Origin of the sequence: Citricoccus sp. K5 (genome assembly GCF_902506195.1) — a bacterium.
Lineage (GTDB): Bacteria > Actinomycetota > Actinomycetes > Actinomycetales > Micrococcaceae > Citricoccus.
This window is the reverse complement of the sequence record NZ_LR732817.1, coordinates 1,796,050-1,811,541: the sequence shown is the minus strand read 5'-3', so window position 1 is coordinate 1,811,541 and position 15,492 is coordinate 1,796,050. Positions and strand designations below refer to the sequence as shown.

The window sequence follows — 15,492 nt, the reverse complement described above, 5'->3', positions numbered from 1 at the left end:
AACTGTCCCATGGCCTTGTTCACCGACCCCCTCCACGACGACCCCGACCTGGCGGAGGGCGATGTCGACTGGCTGCACATGGTGGTCGGTGAGTGGCAGCTCATCGCGGACCTGGACTTCGCGGACCTGGTGCTGTGGTATCCGGTCGCGGGCTCGGAGGCCACCGGCCGCGGCTTCGTGGCCCTGGCCCAGGCCCGGCCCTTCACCTCACAGACCTCCCTGCACCGGGACATCGTGGGCAGCCGGGTCCGGACCGACCTGAAGTCCCTGGTGGACCAGGCTTGGACCACCGGCGAGCCGACGGCCACGGCGCCCTCGGTGCACGGTCCGGACAGCTCCATGAGGGTGGCGGTGTGGCCCGTGGTCCGCCACCACCGGAGCATCGGGGTGGTCACTGTCCACCAGAACCTCACGGGCCAGCGCACGCCGTCCCGGCTCGAGTTGGTCTACCGGGAAAGCGCCACACAACTGCTGACCATGCTGTCCCGCGGCCAGTGGCCGGAGACGGACGACGCCGTCAGCGGCTCTCACCGGGGTTCGCCCCGGGTCGGAGACGGTGTTCTGCGCCTGACCGCCGAGGGACTGGTGGACTTCGCGACGCCGAACGCCGTCTCGGCCTTCCGCCGGCTGGGGGAGACCGAGCCCCTGGAGGGGCGGTCCCTGGCGAGGATCGTCACGGACCTCCAGGATGAACGCCGGCCCGTGGACGAGTCCCTGCCGTTGGTTCTGACGGGCAAGGCCGCAGCCCGCGCCGAGCTGGACGTCCGCTCGGTCAACCTCACCCTGCACACGGTGCCGCTGCGCGATGAGGCAGGACGTTTCGGGGCGCTAGTGCTCCTGCGGGACGTCACGGAGTTGCGCCGGCGGGAGCAGCAGCTCATCGGCAAGGACGCCACCATCCGGGAGATCCACCATCGCGTGAAGAACAATCTCCAGACCGTGGGGTCCCTGCTGCGGATGCAGTCGCGGCGGATGCACTCAGAGGAGGCGAAGAAGGGCCTGGAGCAGGCCATGCGCCGCGTGGACACCATCGCCCTCGTCCACGAGACGCTGTCCCGAGGCCTGGACCAACAGGTGGACATGGACTCCCTGCTGGGGCGCCAGTTCCGGCTCGCCGTGGAGGTGGCCGGCGACGGACGGGAGATCAGCACGGAATTCCGAGGCGGTTTCGGCCAGTTGCCCTCCGACCTTGCGACCCCCTTGGCCCTGGTGATCAATGAACTCGCCATGAACGCGGTGGAACACGGGATCGGGCCGAAGGGTGGCCATGTGGGGCTCTCGGCTCGCCGGACGCAGACACCCTCTGGCGAGCGACTGGAGGTCCGCCTCTGGGACAGCGGAATGGAGGGGGCGGGAGGCCCTGATCAGGTGTCCGACGTCGGCAGCGAACCCGGGCGGGCCGCCGGCGGTTCGGCGATGGACACCGGAGCCGATCCCCGGAACGCCCGAGGTGGGTCAGCCGGCGTCGTTCCGGCACCGGGGCAGAGCCCCGGGCTCGGCCTTCACATCGTCCGCACGCTGGTGGCGGGGGACCTGCGGGGCACCATCGACTGGATGGCGCTGGAGTCCGGCGGCACCGAGGTGGTCATCCAGGCGCCGGTCCCGGAGCACTGATGGAGTGCCGAGGGATTTGACGGGACACGTCACAGGCCCTGACCCCACGGGGTCAGGGCCTGTAACGTGTCTGTGGTGTTCGCAGGGTTCCCGGTCTGGCTTCAGGCTTAGGAGGCGCGGCGCGCGCGGGCGGCCCGGCGCTTGAGGGCGCGGCGCTCATCCTCGCTCATGCCGCCCCAGACGCCGGAGTCCTGTCCGGACTCGATGGCCCACTGCAGGCACGTGTCGACCACTTCACAGGTGCGGCAGACAGCCTTGGCCTCTTCGATCTGGAGCAGGGCCGGACCCGTGTTCCCCACCGGGAAGAAAAGTTCCGGGTCCTTGTCCAGGCACGCTGCCCGGCTACGCCAATCCATGCTGATCGTTCACTCCTTCGCTGCCGGGCACACGGGTGGCCCCGGCAATACTGTCTCGGGTCATCGGACGGTAGTCCTCATGCGGGGGCTGATCTGCAGCATCCTGTCGACGGCAACAAAAAAGGGCCGTTGCGACGACCCCCGCTGAACTTCGTGAAATATCTTTTCATGTCGAATACGAGTAAACAAGAGGCCCAGCAGGTTAACTTGCGGTTATCATGCGATGTTGATCACAGCGCGGAGCCGGTGCCGTAGACTATTCCGGCCCGCCGTCACCACTGTCAAGGGTGCGGCCATCAGCCCGCAGAGCAACAGAAAGCCGGATGCCGTGCCCACGCCAGAACACCAGGCCAACCTCCGGTCATCCTCCCCTCAAGATCGCGCGCACCGGCCGCCGGCGGTGGTGACACTGACCGCGCTGTTACTCCTCCAGGCCCTCGCGGTCCTCGGTGTCGCCGTGGTGTACGCCCTCGAGATCGGCAGCGGCGTGTTGAACCTGGGCGCGCAGATCTTCCTGGTGGTCCTGATCGCGGCCGCGGGATTCTGGATCGGTGCTGCCGGCCTGAGCCTGTGGGCCGGCAGGGCTTGGGTCCGGGCCGCCGTGGTGGTGATCGAGCTGTTCGCCGTGATCCTGTCCGTCAGCTTCTTCTCCGCCGGGAACGTGGCGACCGGACTGCTCTTCCTCGTGCCGGCCGCTGGGATCCTGTTCTTGATGTTCAGCCGCCAGGTCGCCGAGCATCTGGCGGGCCTCCACCGCTGAAGAGCGGTCAGGGCCGAAACATACGGGCCTGGCACCGTCCGAGGACGGGGCCAGGCCCGGGAGTCTGTGCACAGGGTGGCCGCTGGTGCGGCCGGTGGTCATGTCAGTTCACGGCACCCGTGTACTTCTCGCCCGGACCCTTGCCCGGTGCATCCGGGAAGGGCGAGGCCTCGCGGAACGCCAACTGCAGCGAACGCAGTCCGTCGCGCAAGGGGCCGGCGTGCTGGCTGCCGATCTCCGGGGCAGCGGACGTGACCAGGCCGGCCAGCGCGGTGATCAGCTTGCGTGCCTCATCCAGGTCGATCAGTTCCTCGGCGTTCGGCGTGTCAGCCAAGCCGACCTTCACCGCAGAGGCGGTCATGAGGTGCACGGCGGCGGTGTTGATGAGTTCCACGGCCGGGACCTCATGGATCTCCCGCACCCGATCGTTGACGGGATCGTCCGAGGGGGAGGGATTCTGCTGTTCGTCATTCATGCTGGTAAGCTTGTCACAGACCGGCTGGTCCCGTGTCCCATTCCACTGTAGTACGTGTGTGAGATGGGTGACGAGATCAGCCATCGAAGTGGAGGCCATCTCCCACCCGCGTCAGCAGCACGTCCGCCACGGCGGACCGAGTTGCCGGGTCACCGGTCGGACGGCCCCGGAAGGGGACCAGTCGGCCGATGGGTCGGCGGATACGTCCGTCGGCCAGGCCTCCGTCTGCGTTGAGCACGGAGGCCTTAGTTGTCTCTCGATCAGCGCAGGGAGCCGCACCGGGATGGCGGCCCCGCATCCACAGCGTCCAGAAACAGGAGTTGCAAGATTAGCGAGCCAAGAATCAACGAACGGATCCGCGTGCCCGAGGTGCGCCTGGTCGGCCCCCAGGGCGAACAGGTGGGAATTGTGCGCATCGAGGATGCGTTGCGTCTAGCCGCCGAGGCCGATCTGGACCTCGTTGAAGTGGCCCCCACGGCCAAGCCGCCGGTCTGCAAGCTCATGGACTTCGGCAAGTGGAAGTACGAGGCCGCTGTCAAGGCCCGTGAGGCCCGGAAGAACCAGACCAACACGATCCTCAAGGAAGTCCGCTTCCGCCTGAAGATCGACAAGCACGACTATGAGACCAAGACCGGTCATGCCCGCAAGTTCCTCACCGCTGGGGACAAGGTCAAGGCCATGATCCAGTTCCGTGGACGTGAGCAGCAGCGTCCCGAGCTGGGCATCCGCCTGCTCCAGAAGTTCGCCGAGGACGTGGCCGACGTCGGCATGGTCGAGTCGAGTCCGCGCCAGGACGGCCGCAACATGGTCATGGTGATCGGTCCGCTGAAGAACAAGTCAGAGGCCCGTGCTGAGGCCCGCAAGCACCAGGAGCCGAAGCAGGAACGCGTCGGTTCCCGCCGTGACGTGGCGGCTCGTGAGGCGAAGGAGAAGGTCGCCGAGGACACCTCCTCGGCACCGCTGTCCAGCACGATGTCGGATGCCATGCCGGAAGAGCTGAAGAAGCTGGCCCAGGCCGGTACGGAGGTTCCGGCTGCGGAAGCTCCGGAGGCTCCGGTGGAGAAGCCGGCCGAGAAGCCTGCAGACCAGCAGGCTGCTCCGGCCAAGGAGGCTCCGGCAGACAAGCCGGCTCCGGTCAAGGAGGCTCCGGCAGACAAGCCGGCTCCGGCCAAGGCAGCTCCGGCCGCCAGGCCGGCGACCGCCAAGCCTGCCGCCGCCAAGCCTGCCGCCGCCAAGCCTGCCGCCGCCAAGCCTGCCGCCGCCAAGCCTGCGGCAGCGCCGAAGCCCGCGGTGGCCAAACCTGCCGCTGCTCCCAAGCCTGCGGCGGCCAAGCCCGCCGCGAAACCGGCATCGGCTCCCAAGCCGGGCATGCCGAAGCCGTCTGCGGCACCCAAGCCCGGTGCAGCGCCGAGGCCCGGCCCCAAGCCGGGCGGAAGCAAGTAGACCAGCACCACCCTTTCGTCACCGGCTTCAGACCGGTACGGACCAGATCGGCCCCACCTCCGGGAGGGTCCACGTAGCACTGTCCGCCCCACGGGCGGACGGCCAACATGAAGGAGAACGGCAGCCATGCCGAAGATGAAGACCCACAGCGGAGCCAAGAAGCGCTTCCGCGTGACCGGTTCCGGCAAGCTGATGCGTCAGCAGGCCAACCGCCGCCACTACCTGGAGCACAAGCCCTCCACGCTGACCCGCCGTCTGGCCTCCGACCAGTTGGTCTCCAAGGCCAACGTCAAGACCATCAAGCGGATGCTGGGCATCTGACATTTCCCCGTGGCCTTCTCGGCCGCACACAGCTAGCCGCCGCGACTGACGAAGTACGCGGTGGGCATCGATTCGAAGGAGTACGCACGTGGCACGTGTGAAGCGGGCAGTCAACGCCCACAAGAAGCGCCGGGTGGTCTTGGACCGCGCGGCCGGTTACCGCGGACAGCGTTCCCGCCTTTACCGCAAGGCCAAGGAACAGCTGCTGCACTCGTATGTCTACAACTACCAGCACCGCAAGAAGCGCAAGGGTGACTTCCGCCGGCTGTGGATCACCCGCATCAACGCGGCCTCCCGCGCCAACGGAATGACCTACAACCGCTTCATGCAGGGCCTCAAGCTGGCTGGCATCGAGGTGGACCGCCGCATGCTCGCGGAGCTGGCCGTGTCCGACTCTGCGGCGTTCGCCGCCCTGGTGACGGCCTCCCGCGCGGCCCTGCCGGCAGACGTCAACGCCCCGGCAGCCGCGAAGTAAGTACGCGCACCCGGTGACGGTGGCGGCACAGGATCGCCACCGAACTCGGAACACCATGAACGAGCGCCCCGATCAGGACGTGATGACCAACCCCCGGGCAGACCGGGTCCGGAAGGTCGCACGCCTGGCGGGGCGCTCGTCGCGTTCCCGGGACGGCCTGTTCCTCGCCGAGGGGCCGCAGTCATCCCGGGAGGCGCTGCGGGCGCACCTGGGAATGCTGGGCCCTCGTCCAGACCACAACGCCGGCCCCGCCCATGGCGCCGGCCGTCAGCCCCCTCGTCCGGAGGGCTACACCCAGTGGATTCCGGGCCGGGTCGTGGAGTCCGTCTACCTCTCCACTCGGGTGGCAGATCGTGACCCGGAGCTGGCGGAACTGGTCCGCCGTGCCGTCGAGCGGGACGTGACGGTGCGGTGGGTGACCGACGAGGTCCTGGATGCGATGGCCGATGCCGTCACCGGGCAGGGCATCATCACCGTCTGTCACATCCCGGACACCGGAGCCGCCACCGTCCTCGCTGCGCTTCCGGAACCACGGCTGGCCGCCGTCCTGTGCCGAATCCAGGACCCCGGCAATGCGGGGACCATCCTGCGGGCGGCCGATGCCTCGGGGGCCGGCGCGGTGGTGCTGACGGCAGGTTCCGTGGACGTGTTCAATCCCAAGGTGGTGCGCTCCACCGCCGGCTCGCTGTTCCACGTACCGGTCGTGACCGGAGTGGAGGCCGCCACTGCCGTGGGCTCGCTTCGCGACCGTGGCCTGGCGGTGCTGGCAGCGGACGGCTACGGGTCCGTGGTGCTGGACCGGCCGCCGTCGGGCCTGCTGACCAGTCCGACGGCCTGGTTGTTCGGCAACGAGGCCCAGGGCCTGTCCGCCGATGAGCTGGCCCTGGCCTCCGAGAGGGTGGCGGTCCCGTTGTACGGTCGGGCCGAATCACTCAACGTGGCCACGGCAGCCACCGTCTGCCTCTATGCCTCGGCCATGGCGCAGCACGCGCCCGGCGGCACCCCTGCCTGAGGTGATCCGGGCCGGAATCACCGCTGCAGTCGCCACCACGAGAAGACGAAGGGCGCCCCCTCCATGAGGGGGCGCCCTTCGCGGTCGGGGAGGTCGGGGATTGAGATTGGTTGGCGTACCCGGGTGATCAGGCCGTCGTGCGGTCTCGCCGGCCGGTGATGGCCTGCCAGATGAACGCAACGATGACGCCACCGATGATGGCAAAGACCCAGGTCCAGAAGTCGAAGAAGCCTTCGTTGAGGTCGAGGTTGAACAGGGCGCCGCCGATCCAGCCACCCAAGACGGCGCCGATGATGCCGGTGATCAGGGCACCGAACCAGCCACCTCCCTGCTTGCCCGGAAGGATGAGCCGGGCGATGGCACCTGCTACGAGGCCCATGATGATCCAGCTGATGATGCTCATGTTGTCTACCCCTTCATGCTCGTGAAGCAATACGGATACGGATAGTGTCCGTCCACGGCGCGCTCCCGGTCCACGGTTGATGGACGGCCAGGAACTGCGCCTGAGCGCAACATAGCAAGCCGGAGCGGAATTCTCAGGTGTTGCGGGACCGGAGCAGGACCACGGAGAGCAGGAATCCGACGACGGCCAAGGCCGCTCCGGCGCCTGCCGGCACCTGCAGGCCGAGACCGGCCTGGATCACGCCGGCACCCACCCAGGCACCCATGGCATTGGCGAGATTGAGGGCCGAATGGTTGAGTGCCCCGGACAATTGGGGTGCCTGCGGCGCGGCGTCGACGAGCAGGACCTGCAGGGACGGGACCAGAGCCGAGGCGGCCATGGCGGCGGCCAGCAGTGGCACCAGCGAGAGGATCCACCATTCAGCGGTGAGGCTGAAGCAGGCCAGCGCCACTGCCACGATGGCGAGCATCCCCTGCAGGGTCCGCCGTGCCGAGCGGTCGGACAGGGTGCCGCCGACCAGGGTGCCGACCACCATGCCGACGCCGTAGAGGCCCATGATGACCGGCACCAGCTGCGGGGGCATTCCACCGACGTCCGTGAAGACGGGAGCGATGTAGGTGTAGAGGGCGAACATGCCCGCGAAGCCAATGATGCCGACCACGATCGCCCTCCAGAGCGCCGGAGATCTCAGGGCCGTGAGTTCACTGCGCACGGAGGCGCCGGCCGGAGCCGGGACGCGGGGGACCAGCCAGGCCACGGCGGCCAGGGTGGCGGCGCCGAAGAGGCCCGTGACGATGAACATCCACCGCCATCCGGAGTTCTGGCCCAACCAGGTGGCCAACGGGACCCCGATGAGGTTCGCGACGGACAATCCCGCCATGACCCAGGCGATGGCCTGACCGCGACGGGCCGGTCCGGCCAAGTGGGCGGCCGCCAGGGCAGCAGCCGAGAAGTACGCGCCGTGGGGCAGGCCGGAGATGAACCGGGCCACGAGCATGGTGGTGAAGTCCGGGGCGAACAGGCTGGCAGCGTGGCCGATGACGAACAGTGCCATCAGCCACAGGGCGGAGGCACGCCGGTCGATCCGGGCCATGCCGGCGGCCAGCAGCGGTGCCCCGATGACCACGCCGAGGGCATAAGCGGAGATGAGGATGCCGCCGGCGGGCAGGTCGACGCCCAGGTCTGCGACCGCCTCGGGGAGCAGGCCCATGATGGCGAACTCGGTGGTGCCGATCGCGAAGCCGCCGAGGGCCAGCGCGAGGATGCCCGGCAGGATGGCGCGACGGCCAGGCGGGTCGGAGCGCGAAGCGGACGATGAGGCAGATGACGAGGAAGGCGAGGCGGGAGATGGCGTGGATGGTGAGGTGGAGGGTGGGTCGTCGGCAGTGTTCGGCACTGATCCAGACTACGGTCCCCACGCTCCCACGACGCGCTTTCCGGGCGATCCCCACCGGTGGAGATCGCCCGGAAGGCGCAGGGGGAGGTGGGTAGGCTCGGGGGATGAGCGACATCACCCCGGAGACCCCGGCCGTGCCCTTCCAGGTGACGGATCCGGATGCGGAGTCCCGTCCCGTCTCCCGAACGCCCCGGCCGGTCGTGGGAGCTGCCGTCATGGATCAGGAGATGGCCCCGACGGTGCTGCTGGCCGCCCGGCGAAGCGCACCGGAGGCCCTGGCGGGTCTGTGGGAGTTCCCGGGCGGCAAGGTGGAGCCGGGGGAGGACGCCCGCGCCGCGCTGGTCCGGGAGGTGCGCGAAGAGCTCGGGGTCCACATCCGGCTGGACCGCGAGGTGACCGCCGACCATCCGGAGGGTTGGCTGCTGGGCAACGGGGCCAGGATGCGGGTGTTCACCGCGGTGATCATCGAGGGCGACCCCCAGCCGCTGGAGGACCACGACCTGCTCGAGTGGCGTGCCCTCGACCGGGCTGCGCTGCAGGAATTGGACTGGATTCCGGCGGACCGGCCCATCGTGGATGCGCTGGTGGAGCTCGTGCGCCCCCAGGGCTGAGACTCTAGAACAGCGCGAGTTGCGGGGCGGGAACCGGCTGGGCAGGGACCGTGGTCCCGGTCGGGGGCCGGTGGTCATCCGCTCCGGGGCGATGGGCCGCCGGGCTCGGTCCGTCCCCGTCCGGGCGGGTGATGCGGTGGGCCCCCTCGTGGTGCAGGCCGTGACGCCGGGCTGCGGCGGAGGCTCGGCGTCCGAGTGCCTTGCGGTAGGAGGCGGGCGCATAAGAGCTGCGGCCGTAGAGCTGGCGGTATCCGTCCAGCAGGTCCGGGTGGTCCTCCTCGATCCACTGCAGATACCACTGCCGAGCCCCGGGCCGCAGGTGCAGGGCCCCGGCCAGGACGGACTGGGCGCCGGCACCGGCCAGCGCGGTCATGAGGTCCTCCAGCTGGCGGTCGGAATCTGTGAGCCAGGGCAGCAGGGGCATGGCCATGACCGTGACCTGGGCGCCGGCCGAGGACAGCCTCTCGATGAGCTTGAGCCGTGCAGCCGGGGTGGGGGTGCCCGGCTCGACCCGGTGGGCGAGGCCCGCGTCCAGCATGGCCAGGGAGACGGAGACCTGTACCGGCACCTGGCGAGAGGCCGAGGCCAGCAGGTCCAGGTCCCGCCCCAGGAGGGTGCCCTTGGTCAGGATGGAGAAGGGGGTGCCCGCATCCGCCAGGGCCGTGATGATGCCGGGCATGAGCCGGTACCGGCCCTCGGCCCGCTGATAGGGGTCCGTGTTGGTGCCCAAGGCCACCAGCTCGCGATTCCAGCTGGGGCGTGCCAACTCCCGCCGGAGGATCTCGGGGGTGTTCACCTTGACGACGATCTGCTGATCGAAATCGGCGCCCGCGTTGAAGTCCAGATACTCGTGGGTGTTGCGCGCGTAGCAGTACCGGCATGCATGGGTGCAGCCCCGGTAGGGATTGACGGTCCAGCGGAAGGGCATGGGGGAGGAGTCCGGGACCTTGTTCAGGGCCGACTTGGCCACGACCTCGTGGAAGGTGGTGTCCGCGAACTCCGGCGTGGTGATGGAACGCTGCAGACCGGAGAGCGGGAGCAGAGCGGCCGGTGCGGCTGGAGTGCCGCCGTCGCCCTGCTCGTTCCCGTCGCCGGCCTGCAGAGTCTGCGCTTCCCATCGCATGCCTCGATTAGAACACATGTACTAACAGTGGTGCAAGGGGGCGCTACGCTGAAGCCATGACCGGTCCAGCCCCCGCCATCGCAGCCCACCACGGCACAGGGCTCGCGCCCCTTCTGCTCACCGGCTTCGAGCCCTTCGCGGGGGATGGGCACAACCCCTCGTGGCCCGCGGCGCAGGAGGCGGCCCGTCGCCTCCGGGACCGCGGCGTCGAAGCGGTCGCCGTGAGGCTGCCCTGTTCCTTCGCCGGATCCACCGAGGCCCTGGAGCGGGCACTGGCCGAGCACCGCCCCGGGACCGTCATCGCCTGCGGCCTGGCTGGCGGCCGGACGCGGGTGGCCGTGGAGAGGGTGGCCGTCAACCTTCAGGATGCCCGCATCCCGGACAACGCCGGGGCCCAGCCGGCAGGGCGGGCCGTGGACGACGCCGGCCCCGCCGCCTATTTCTCCACCCTGCCGGTCAAGCGCATCGTCGCCGCGCTGCGCGAGGCTGAGATCCCGGCAGAGCTGTCCCTGAGCGCGGGCAGCTTCGTCTGCAACCACCTCTTCTACACACTGATGGCCCGGGCTGAAACCAGTTCAGTGCGAACCGCCGGGTTCATCCACGTGCCATGGGACGAGAACGCGCCGCGAAGAACAGCACGGGCGGGAGCCCGCGCCGATGACAGGGCCCGTCCGGAACCATGGCCGACCCTGCCGGGCACCCGGCTGGCCGAGGCGCTCATGATCGCCGCGCTGGAAGCGGCCCGGCCGGAGTCGGACCTCGATGAGCCAGAAGGCTCGCTGTACTGACGAAAGCTCGCGGACGGGCGGTGAGCCGCCGCCTCCGGCAGGGAGCCCATACCTGCTACATCCAGGTGACGCCGTGTTCCTCGAACTCGCGCCAGCGGGCCTGCATCATCCGTGTCAGGAGCTCGCGGGGCAAGGGATCGCCGTGGGAGATCTTCACGGATCCCTTGCCGGTCTCGACATCGGAGAGCTCATCGTCGAAGGCCTCGCGGATGCTGGGGGTGAAGACCACGTTGGAGTGGCGCTGATGACCGCTGACGATGAACAGGATCGTCCCGCTCGGGTGCAGGAAGGCCGGGGTGCCCCATTTCAGTGCCTCGGTGACCTCGGGCGTCGCGGACCGGGTCAACGCCCGCAACTCCTCAAGTCTGCCCCGCAGCTGTTCGGGGGCGGAATCGATGTACTCGTCGACGGTGCTCGGCTTGGACTCGGTGCTCATGTCCCCAGGCTAGGCCGGGTCCGCTCCTGCCTGTCGAGGGCCGGGTGAACGCCCCGCTGCCTGGACGGCCAGGAGTCCGGCGATGGTGAAGGCCAGCGTGGCGGCGAGGACCAGCAGAATCGGTGCCGTCCAGCCTTCGGTGGCGGTGTGGAGCCAGCCGGCGAACGGCGGGGCGATCGTGGCGGCCAGGTAGCCGCCGGTCTGGACGAAGGCCGATCCGGAGGCTGCCTCTGAATCGTTGCGGGCCATTCGGGCGATGATCGAGAAGATGGCTGTGAAGCCGCCCCCCTGCGCCACGCCACCGGTGAGTGCCCACAGTACGTAGGCATCGGGCGCCAGCAGCAGGCCGATGGGCAGGGACAGCCACAGCACCGCGACCACGGCCATGGGAACCCAGGGCCTGGAACGGGCTGCCATCATCGGAACTCCGAGGGCTCCCACGATGGCGGCGACCTGGAACAGGGACGCGATGGCACCGGACCCCGCCGTGTCCAGACCCTGGGTCTCCATGAGGATCGTAGGCAACCAGGTCGTGGTCGTGAAGTAGCCGGCTGACTGGCCGCTGAAGGTGATGACCAGCAACCACATGACACGGCGGAACTGCGGTGTGGTCCGGTCACCGGCGGTGCTCCGGTCGCTCGGAGCCACCTCCCCGGATGCCGGACCGGTCTCGGGGGCGTCGGGCTGCTCGGTGGCGGCATCCCGCAGCCGCCGCCGGACCAGTGCCAGCCAATAGGCCATCCCGACGACGGCGAGCACTCCCCACAGCGCGAGGGCCCAGCGCCACCCCACGGCGGCGGCCAGCGGGCCGGTCCCGAGCAGGGTGGCCATCGCGCCGAGGTTCATTCCCGCCGAGTACAGCCCGGTGGCGAGAGACACCCGGTCCCAGGGCACCTCGCGGCGGATGATGACGGGCACCACGATGTTCCCCAACGTCAGGGACAGGCCGATCACCACGGTGCCGGCCAGGACCATCCATGCCGGGCCGGCAGACCGCAGCACGGTGCCGGCCAGCACTCCCGCCAGGCAGGCGAACACCGTGGACTCGGCACCGAGGCGTCCGATGGTCCGGGTGGCCAAGGGCGTTGCCAGGGCGAAGAGCAGGATCGGCAGCCCGGTCAGCAGGCCGGCCCCGGCGGCGTTCAGGCCGGTCCCGGCCTGAATCTCCCCGAGGATCGCGGTGGGCGCGATGATCGGTGACCGGAGATTGAGGGCCAACACGACAATACCGACGATGATCCACGGCAGGATCGGGCTGGTGACAGGAGGGCGGCGCGAGGTGTCTCCCAACGGAGAGCGGACAAGGGAACAACAAGAACAAGATCAAGAACAAGATCAAGATCAAGATCAAGAACAAGAACCGGACCGAATCCGGAACGTGTTGATCCTAGTCAACGGACGGCGACGCCGGCCCCACCAGCACGCTCAGGCGCTCAGGCGCTTGGGACGGAACGGGGGAGCGGGGCAAGACGACGGGGTGGCCGGTGTCCTGGTCGGCGGCTTCCGTGGAATAGAAGGGCCGTCAGTGGTGGTTGTCCCTGACGTACGCGCCTGCTTCTGCCAACGTGAGGAACTTCGACAATTGTCTGTGCCCCTGAGCATTCTTGATCTGGTCTCCATTTCAGAGGGGTCCACTGCCCGGAACGGCATCGCCGCCTCGATGGATTCGGCCCGCACCGCTGATCAGCTGGGCTTTCACCGGATCTGGTTCGCGGAGCACCACAACACTCCCAATCTGGCGTCCAGCGCCACCGCACTGCTGATTTCCCAGGCCGCCTCGGTCACCGAACGGATTCGGCTGGGCTCCGGCGGAGTCATGCTGCCCAACCATGCCCCGCTGATGGTGGCCGAACAGTATGGGACCCTGGCCAACATCCACGGGGACCGGATCGACCTGGGCCTGGGGCGTGCTCCGGGAACGGACATGATGACCGCCCAGGCCTTGAGCCGTTCCTCGGCCGAGCCGCAGGCCTTCGCCCAGAGCATCTACGATCTGCAGGGCTGGTTCAGCGAGACCGGGACCGCCCACAGCGTGCCCATCATGTCCGCCGTGTCCGCGGGGACCGAGGTGCCCATCTGGGTCCTCGGATCGACCGTCAACGGGGCGTCCATCGCCGGCCAGCTGGGTCTGCCGTTCTCCCTGGCCTCGCACTTCGCCCCCGACCAGCTCGATCAGGCCATCCAGGTGTACCGGGACTCCTTCACGGCCGATGCACCCACCGCTCAGATCAACGAGCCCTACGTCATGGCGGGCATCAACGTGATGGTGGCCCCCACCGACCAGGAGGCAGCACGTGAACACACGGTGATCGAGCAGATGTTCCTCGACATCCAGCGCGGGCAGCGCCGCAAGCTCCAGCCGCCCGTGGACCCGGACACCCTTGCCGGTCCTGGTGGTGAGGAGAACCCGATGCTGCGGATCAAGGCCGTTGGCGCCCCCTCGATGGTGAAGGCCCAGCTGGAGGAATTCGTGGAGCGTACCGGCGCCGATGAGCTCATCACCGTCACCTACGCCTTTGACCCTGCCGTGCGGGACCGCTCCCTGGAACTGCTGGCCGAAACCTGGCTCTGAGTCCCACAGGACTCGACGGGCAGGCACCGGCCGACCAGCCGGCTACCGCCGCCGTGGCCACCGGACCGGGCGCTCGCGGTAGCCGCCGGCCACCAGGCCTGCCTGGCGTTCGAAAAGGTTGCGGGAGGCCGGATCACCGGTACGCAGTAAGGACCAGCCGGCCGCGGTGAAGTACAGCACCAGGAACGGCAGCCCCAGGCACCACGCGTACTGGGTGGCGTGCCGGGACTCGTGTTCCAGCAGCCGGGCCGTCGGAGTCGTGTGGGGCCGGAACAGGACCATGTTGCCGACGGTGAAGGCGCCGCCGTCGGGAAAGGCCCACCGGTAGCCGAAGGCAAGGATCAGGCCGTCCGGGCCATACTGGATCCGGCAACCCGAGGCCAGGGCCAGCACCAGTCCGAGGGGCGTGGTCAGGTTCGCGGCGTTCCACAGCTGGCGGAACCGCAGGCGGAGGGGCATGGGCCCATTCTGCCCGGACAGGCCGAGGCGTCGTCGGTATGCCGTGCCCTCCCTCCGGCCATTAGACTGGCCAAGGCCTTCCGCCGGGTGCGGGTGGCCACACCCAAGGTCAAAACCGTAGAGCTACGTTTTTTACATTCGCAACCTCAGAACATGAAGGTCGTTGCCCACCATGACGGAAACCCCCCAGTCGGACCCCAACGGGCCGGAGATCTCCCCGGCCGACGAGACCGCGGTGCACGCCGCCGTCGAGCGGGCCCTGGCGGCCTTTGCCGCCGCCGCCGACCTCGATGAACTCAAGGCGGCACGTCTGGCCCACACGGGGGAGAAGGCGCCGCTGACGCTGGCGAACCGGGGGATCGGCAAGCTGGTCAAGGACCAGAAGGCCGTGGCCGGCAAGCTCATGGGCGGGGCCCGCAAGTCCATGGAACGGGCGCTCGCTGCCCGCACCGAGGTCCTCGAGGCCGAGCACGCCGCCCGCATGCTCGTCGAGGAGACCGTGGACGTCACCACGGCCGTGCGCCGCCGGCGTGTGGGTGCCCGCCACCCGCTCTCCGTGCTGCAGGAGCGCGTCTCGGACATCTTCATCGGCATGGGCTGGGAGATCGCCGAGGGACCCGAGCTCGAGTCGGAGTGGTACAACTTCGATGCGCTGAACTTCAAGCCGGACCACCCGGCGCGCGAGATGCAGGACACCTTCTTCGTGGACCCGGCCGAGTCACACCTCCTGCTGCGGACGCAGACCTCGCCCGTGCAGATGCGCGCCATGCTCGAGCGTGGCGTCCCCGTGTACGTGCTCTCGCCCGGCCGCACCTTCCGCACGGATGAGCTGGACGCCACCCACACCCCGGTCTTCCACCAGTTCGAGGGTCTGGCGGTTGACAGGGGACTGACCATGGCGGACCTGCGCGGCACCCTGGAGTACTTCGCCCGCCAGATGTTCGGCCCCGAGGCCACGATCCGGCTGCGCTCCAACTTCTTCCCCTTCACCGAGCCCAGCGCGGAGATGGACATCTGGCACCCCGGCGCCAAGGGCGGTCCGCAGTGGATCGAATGGGGCGGCTGCGGCATGGTGCACCCGAATGTGCTGCGTGCCGCCGGACTGGACCCGGAGGTCTACTCCGGGTTCGCCTTCGGCATGGGCGTGGAACGCACCCTGATGTTCCGCAATGAGGTCCTCGACATGCGAGACATGATCGAGGGCGACGTCCGCTTCTCCCAGCACTTCGGAATGGAGATCTGATCACC

General features: G+C 68.8%; 18 protein-coding genes. 10 read left to right on the top strand and 8 right to left on the bottom strand.

Annotated features, from left to right (window positions below):
- Window positions 1–9: 9 nt before the first annotated feature.
- Window positions 10–1,614: a sensor histidine kinase gene (locus BOSE125_RS08060; protein ID WP_159551542.1), complete on the top strand. Its 1,605-nt coding sequence runs from the start codon at window positions 10–12 to the stop codon at window positions 1,612–1,614.
- A gap of 107 nt (window positions 1,615–1,721) precedes the next feature.
- On the opposite strand, the gene BOSE125_RS08055 is transcribed toward BOSE125_RS08060, so the two are convergent.
- On the bottom strand, window positions 1,722–1,970 hold the full coding sequence (locus BOSE125_RS08055; protein ID WP_010144519.1) for a WhiB family transcriptional regulator: 249 nt from the start codon (window positions 1,968–1,970) through the stop codon (window positions 1,722–1,724).
- 328 nt (window positions 1,971–2,298) lie between these two features.
- On the opposite strand from BOSE125_RS08055, the gene BOSE125_RS08050 reads away from it, so the two are divergent.
- Window positions 2,299–2,730: a hypothetical protein gene (locus BOSE125_RS08050; protein WP_159551540.1), complete on the top strand. Its 432-nt coding sequence runs from the start codon at window positions 2,299–2,301 to the stop codon at window positions 2,728–2,730.
- Between the two features lie 103 nt (window positions 2,731–2,833).
- On the opposite strand, the gene BOSE125_RS08045 is transcribed toward BOSE125_RS08050, so the two are convergent.
- On the bottom strand, window positions 2,834–3,205 hold the full coding sequence (locus BOSE125_RS08045; RefSeq protein WP_159551538.1) for a DUF1844 domain-containing protein: 372 nt from the start codon (window positions 3,203–3,205) through the stop codon (window positions 2,834–2,836).
- Between the two features lie 360 nt (window positions 3,206–3,565).
- Here BOSE125_RS08045 and infC point away from each other — a divergent pair, with 360 nt between their 5' ends.
- The 4 genes from infC to BOSE125_RS08025 all read left to right on the top strand — a co-directional run bounded on the left by infC (window position 3,566) and on the right by BOSE125_RS08025 (window position 6,456).
- A complete protein-coding gene (gene infC, locus BOSE125_RS08040; protein WP_236557879.1) occupies window positions 3,566–4,648 on the top strand; it encodes a translation initiation factor IF-3 in 1,083 nt (360 codons plus the stop codon).
- Between the two features lie 126 nt (window positions 4,649–4,774).
- Complete coding sequence (rpmI, locus tag BOSE125_RS08035; protein ID WP_159551536.1) at window positions 4,775–4,969, top strand: 50S ribosomal protein L35; 195 nt, start codon at window positions 4,775–4,777, stop codon at window positions 4,967–4,969.
- A gap of 88 nt (window positions 4,970–5,057) precedes the next feature.
- A complete protein-coding gene (gene rplT / locus BOSE125_RS08030) occupies window positions 5,058–5,444 on the top strand; it encodes a 50S ribosomal protein L20 (RefSeq protein ID WP_159551534.1) in 387 nt (128 codons plus the stop codon).
- 55 nt (window positions 5,445–5,499) lie between these two features.
- Window positions 5,500–6,456 carry an RNA methyltransferase gene (locus tag BOSE125_RS08025; protein ID WP_159551532.1) on the top strand — a complete coding sequence of 319 codons (957 nt, stop codon included), beginning with the start codon at window positions 5,500–5,502 and terminating at the stop codon, window positions 6,454–6,456.
- A 127-nt stretch (window positions 6,457–6,583) separates the two neighbouring features.
- On the opposite strand, the gene BOSE125_RS08020 is transcribed toward BOSE125_RS08025, so the two are convergent.
- Window positions 6,584–6,859, bottom strand: coding sequence for a GlsB/YeaQ/YmgE family stress response membrane protein (locus tag BOSE125_RS08020; protein WP_159551530.1), 276 nt, complete (start codon window positions 6,857–6,859; stop codon window positions 6,584–6,586).
- A gap of 133 nt (window positions 6,860–6,992) precedes the next feature.
- Entirely contained in the window at window positions 6,993–8,255 is a 1,263-nt protein-coding gene (locus BOSE125_RS08015) for an MFS transporter (RefSeq protein WP_159551528.1), read from the bottom strand.
- 113 nt (window positions 8,256–8,368) lie between these two features.
- Here BOSE125_RS08015 and BOSE125_RS08010 point away from each other — a divergent pair, with 113 nt between their 5' ends.
- Window positions 8,369–8,866, top strand: coding sequence for a (deoxy)nucleoside triphosphate pyrophosphohydrolase (locus tag BOSE125_RS08010; protein ID WP_371300763.1), 498 nt, complete (start codon window positions 8,369–8,371; stop codon window positions 8,864–8,866).
- A 4-nt stretch (window positions 8,867–8,870) separates the two neighbouring features.
- On the opposite strand, the gene BOSE125_RS08005 is transcribed toward BOSE125_RS08010, so the two are convergent.
- Window positions 8,871–9,989, bottom strand: coding sequence for an Rv2578c family radical SAM protein (locus tag BOSE125_RS08005; protein ID WP_159551524.1), 1,119 nt, complete (start codon window positions 9,987–9,989; stop codon window positions 8,871–8,873).
- Window positions 9,990–10,045: 56 nt separating this feature from the next.
- Here BOSE125_RS08005 and pcp point away from each other — a divergent pair, with 56 nt between their 5' ends.
- Window positions 10,046–10,777, top strand: coding sequence for a pyroglutamyl-peptidase I (gene pcp, locus BOSE125_RS08000; protein ID WP_159551522.1), 732 nt, complete (start codon window positions 10,046–10,048; stop codon window positions 10,775–10,777).
- Between the two features lie 55 nt (window positions 10,778–10,832).
- Here pcp and BOSE125_RS07995 read toward each other — a convergent pair whose 3' ends face one another.
- A complete protein-coding gene (locus BOSE125_RS07995; RefSeq protein ID WP_159551520.1) occupies window positions 10,833–11,213 on the bottom strand; it encodes an iron chaperone in 381 nt (126 codons plus the stop codon).
- 9 nt (window positions 11,214–11,222) lie between these two features.
- Entirely contained in the window at window positions 11,223–12,503 is a 1,281-nt protein-coding gene (locus tag BOSE125_RS07990; RefSeq protein WP_236557878.1) for a CynX/NimT family MFS transporter, read from the bottom strand.
- Window positions 12,504–12,795: 292 nt separating this feature from the next.
- On the opposite strand from BOSE125_RS07990, the gene BOSE125_RS07985 reads away from it, so the two are divergent.
- Window positions 12,796–13,785, top strand: coding sequence for an LLM class flavin-dependent oxidoreductase (locus BOSE125_RS07985; protein WP_159551518.1), 990 nt, complete (start codon window positions 12,796–12,798; stop codon window positions 13,783–13,785).
- 42 nt (window positions 13,786–13,827) lie between these two features.
- Here the strand turns inward: BOSE125_RS07985 and BOSE125_RS07980 are convergent, their stop codons facing one another.
- Window positions 13,828–14,244, bottom strand: a complete 417-nt coding sequence (locus tag BOSE125_RS07980) for a hypothetical protein (RefSeq protein ID WP_159551516.1) — start codon at window positions 14,242–14,244, stop codon at window positions 13,828–13,830.
- A 172-nt stretch (window positions 14,245–14,416) separates the two neighbouring features.
- On the opposite strand from BOSE125_RS07980, the gene pheS reads away from it, so the two are divergent.
- The gene (pheS, locus tag BOSE125_RS07975; protein ID WP_159551514.1) at window positions 14,417–15,487 is read left to right on the top strand and encodes a phenylalanine--tRNA ligase subunit alpha; all 1,071 of its coding nucleotides are present in this window, start codon (window positions 14,417–14,419) and stop codon (window positions 15,485–15,487) included.
- Window positions 15,488–15,492 lie beyond the last annotated feature (5 nt).

Bases quoted from the DNA above. Each gene is read 5' to 3' on its own strand.
- BOSE125_RS08025 (WP_159551532.1), top strand. From the start codon at position 5,500: ATGAACGAGCGCCCCGATCAGGACGTGATGACCAACCCCCGGGCAGAC.
- BOSE125_RS08020 (WP_159551530.1), bottom strand. From the start codon at position 6,859: ATGAGCATCATCAGCTGGATCATCATGGGCCTCGTAGCAGGTGCCATC.
- BOSE125_RS07980 (WP_159551516.1), bottom strand. From the start codon at position 14,244: ATGCCCCTCCGCCTGCGGTTCCGCCAGCTGTGGAACGCCGCGAACCTG.
- BOSE125_RS08045 (WP_159551538.1), bottom strand. From the start codon at position 3,205: ATGAATGACGAACAGCAGAATCCCTCCCCCTCGGACGATCCCGTCAAC.
- BOSE125_RS07995 (WP_159551520.1), bottom strand. From the start codon at position 11,213: ATGAGCACCGAGTCCAAGCCGAGCACCGTCGACGAGTACATCGATTCC.
- BOSE125_RS08060 (WP_159551542.1), top strand. From the start codon at position 10: ATGGCCTTGTTCACCGACCCCCTCCACGACGACCCCGACCTGGCGGAG.
- BOSE125_RS08005 (WP_159551524.1), bottom strand. From the start codon at position 9,989: ATGCGATGGGAAGCGCAGACTCTGCAGGCCGGCGACGGGAACGAGCAG.
- BOSE125_RS08055 (WP_010144519.1), bottom strand. From the start codon at position 1,970: ATGGATTGGCGTAGCCGGGCAGCGTGCCTGGACAAGGACCCGGAACTT.
- pcp (WP_159551522.1), top strand. From the start codon at position 10,046: ATGACCGGTCCAGCCCCCGCCATCGCAGCCCACCACGGCACAGGGCTC.
- pheS (WP_159551514.1), top strand. From the start codon at position 14,417: ATGACGGAAACCCCCCAGTCGGACCCCAACGGGCCGGAGATCTCCCCG.
- rpmI (WP_159551536.1), top strand. From the start codon at position 4,775: ATGCCGAAGATGAAGACCCACAGCGGAGCCAAGAAGCGCTTCCGCGTG.